2 protein-coding genes are annotated in these 3,184 nt (G+C 66.6%); one reads left to right on the forward strand and one right to left on the reverse strand.

Translation table 11 applies throughout. From position 1 onward, the window contains the following. On the forward strand, positions 1-949 hold a 949-nt coding region (locus VFZ20_RS19245), incomplete at its 5' end, for an ABC transporter permease (protein ID WP_329685556.1). A 167-nt stretch (positions 950-1,116) separates the two neighbouring features. Here the strand turns inward: VFZ20_RS19245 and VFZ20_RS19250 are convergent. Beyond that, positions 1,117-2,709: an FAD-dependent oxidoreductase gene (locus VFZ20_RS19250; RefSeq protein WP_329685557.1), complete on the reverse strand. Its 1,593-nt coding sequence runs from the start codon at positions 2,707-2,709 to the stop codon at positions 1,117-1,119. Positions 2,710-3,184: the final 475 nt, after the last annotated feature.

The following is a 3,184-nucleotide window of genomic DNA, read 5'->3' on the forward strand; positions in this document are numbered from 1 at the left end:
CCTGGCCCGCGATCCCCACGCCATCGCCGCCGTGGCGCCGGAGATGGAGAGCCGGCTGCAGGTGGGCTACGGCGCGGGGAACGCCAACCTGTCCGTGGTGGGCACGTGGTCCAGCTACTTCGGCGTGAACAACCACTCGCTGTCCACGGGGCGGGTGTTCACGGACGGGGAGAACCAGGGCCGGCGCCGCGTGGCCGTCGTGGGCGCGCTCGTCGGTCAGCGGCTGGGCGCGGCGGGCGAGTCGCTCATCGGGCAGAACGTGCAGATCGGCGGCGTGCCGTTCCAGGTCGTGGGCGTGCTGGCGGAAAAGGGCGCGGCGGGCTTCGCCAACCCCGACGAGGCCGTCTACATCCCCCTGGCCACGGCGCAGTCGCGGGTGATGGGCAGCGACCGGCTGCGCTCCATCGGGGTGCAGGCCGCGGGAGATGACCAGATGCAGGCCGCCATGGCCGAGATCGACCAGGTGCTGCGCCGCGAGCACCGCATCCGCCCCGGCGAGGACGCGGACTTCGACATCCGCGACCAGGCCACGCTCCTGAGCACCTTCCAGGAGACCACGAAGACGTTCACCTTCCTCCTGGCGGGGGTGGCGGCCGTGTCGCTGCTGGTGGGCGGCATCGGCATCATGAACATCATGCTGGTGTCCGTAACGGAGCGGACCAAGGAGATCGGCCTGCGCAAGTCGCTGGGCGCGCGGCGGCGCGACGTGCTGCTGCAGTTCCTGATCGAGGCGCTGGTGATCTGCATGGGCGGCGGCGCGCTGGGGCTGCTGCTGGGGGCGGGCGGATCGATGGCGCTGCAGCGGATGGCCGGGTGGAACATGGCCATCTCGGCGTCGTCGCTGGTGCTGGCGTTCGGGTTCAGCGCGGCGGTGGGCATCTTCTTTGGCATCTGGCCCGCCCGCCGCGCCGCATCGCTCGCGCCCATCGAGGCGCTGCGCTACGAATAACGGCAACTGATTTTCTCACGCAGAGCCGCAGAGGACGCGGAGTACTTCGTCGCGCGATGAAGTACTCCGCGCCTCTGCGGCTCTGCGTGAGATGCTGTTTTCGTTTTCCGGCTTGGGCGCAGATCCCGCCTACGCGTGCCTGTTGGTGCTCAGACCCGATCACGCCCTCATCGGACCGGAATCGACTGCGCGTGGTGAAAGAAGTTTTCCGGATCCCATCGTTGCTTGACCTTCACCAGGTTGCGGGGATTCTGTCGAAAATTATCCAGGAAATAGAGCCAGAGCGCCTGGTCGACATCGCCGCGCTCATGGCTGCCCAGGTCGATGTCGGGATAGTTGTAATAGGCGCCATCGACGGTGCCGGTACGGTCCCGGGCCGGGTCGGGCGTGCCGCCGTATTCGGCATACACGTCGCGATAGAAACCGTTGAGCCACTGCAGGTGAGCCGCGGCCTGATCCAGGTAGGGCTGCAGGTGGCTCTCGCCCGGTCGGGAGGCGTTGATCCAGTAGGTCTGGTACTGAAGCTTCAGGAGGGAGCTGCGCTGAGGAACGGCCGTCGACTCCGGGGACCGCCGGTTGACCGCGCCACCGTAACTGTCCACCTGCAGCAGCGACTGGCTCATGTCGGCGGCAGGCAGCCCCGGCGGGGTGGTGTTCAGCCACCGGTAGATGGCTGCGACCTGGTCGGCCGGGAAAGGCTTCTTCATGTAGGCCGACTTGTATTTTCCGAACTGGTTCGGGCCGGAACCGTTCAGGGTTTGCAGCGCCTCGAGGTACGTGACGTGCTGCGCGGCGTCGCTGGCCGGCATCGTCGTCATGTAGCCAGGGTGCCCGCCCAGCGGCTTCTCGAGCGGCACGGTCGGAACCACCCGCTCCAGCAGCGCCCTCGAGCGGTTGGCGCTCATCTCCGCCCGGGCTTGATGCTCGCGCAGTCCGACGCCAGGGGCAGACGCCATCTGCAGGATCAGCCCGATCTGCCTGTTGGAGACGTGGTTCAGTTTCAGCAGGCCGAAGTCGGTCTCGGGCATCTCCGCCACGAGCTCGGCGTATGCCGCCAGCAGGTCCGCGAAGCTGCTCTGGTCCAGATCGGACCAGTTCCACGCCAGGGTCGAGATCGTGGCGTGGTCGGGCGCGTCGGGCAGATCGGCAAAGTAGTAGCGCACGATGACGCCGAAATTGCCGCAGCCGGCGCCGCACAGGGCCCAGAAAAGGTCGCGCTCGTCGCTCGTCGGGCTGTCGGCGGAGACATGGCGTAGTTGCGCCTGTCCGGCCCCGGCGTCCCACGTGACGATGTCCACGGCGTGCAGGTGATCGACGGTCAGGCCGTGCAGCCGCGACAGCAATCCATAGCCGCCGCCGGTGATATGGCCACCCGCGCCCACCGAGTAGCAGCTGCCGGCGGGAAGCGTCTTGTTGTATCCGTTCAGGAGCGTGCGATAGACACTCCAGTTCTCGCACCCTGCGTCGGCGAAGAAAGCGTTCCGCGCCGGGTCGAACCCCACCTGGTTCAGTGCCGACATGTCGATGACGGCCCTGGTGGTGCTGTTGTAGACGAAATTCTCGTAGCAGTGGCGACCCGAGGTGACCCTGACGTCCCTTCCCCAGGCCCGCAGGGCGGCGGTCACACAGTCCGCCACCTGGTCCACATGCGTCGGTACGTAGACCGCCTGCAGGTTGGGCGCAAACCAGCGGCGGTCGAATCCCTGACGATCACTGATGACGACGGGGCGGCTGCCACCATGCGCGATTGAATGGCTCAAGACGGCGCTCCTTCTTCCGTGGTTTTCTGATTGGTAATCCCGCGCCAGGAACTTCGCGTGAATCAGGTCGTCATGGTTGACTGTGCCTGCTTGCAGTCAGTTCTGCCAGAGAAAGGGGGTTCATTGCGCTGCACCACGTCCACTGAGGCGTCAGCAACCAGGGCACGAGGTTTCCAGAAAGGCCGCTGATGAGCCCGGGGCCTGCTGTGAAATGGTAGGCTGCCTCGCCCGGGTAGGGAAGGTTTTTGCTGACTTCGTCAAGCGAGGAGCGGGCTGCATCGACGGCCCATCGGCCTCTTCGCGGCGGAGGGCACACGAAGGAGGCGCGCCCGCGAGCCCGCTACCGCACTCCCCCCGAGGGATCCGGTCGAAGGTGTGGAAGTCCTCCGAAGCATCGCACTGGAAACCGATCCGTGCTCGCGCGTATATACACGCGGGCGCGGTGGGGGAGCAGACCGCGCTGAAAGTGTCTACC

This window comes from Longimicrobium sp. (genome assembly GCF_036280135.1).
Lineage (GTDB): Bacteria > Gemmatimonadota > Gemmatimonadetes > Longimicrobiales > Longimicrobiaceae > Longimicrobium.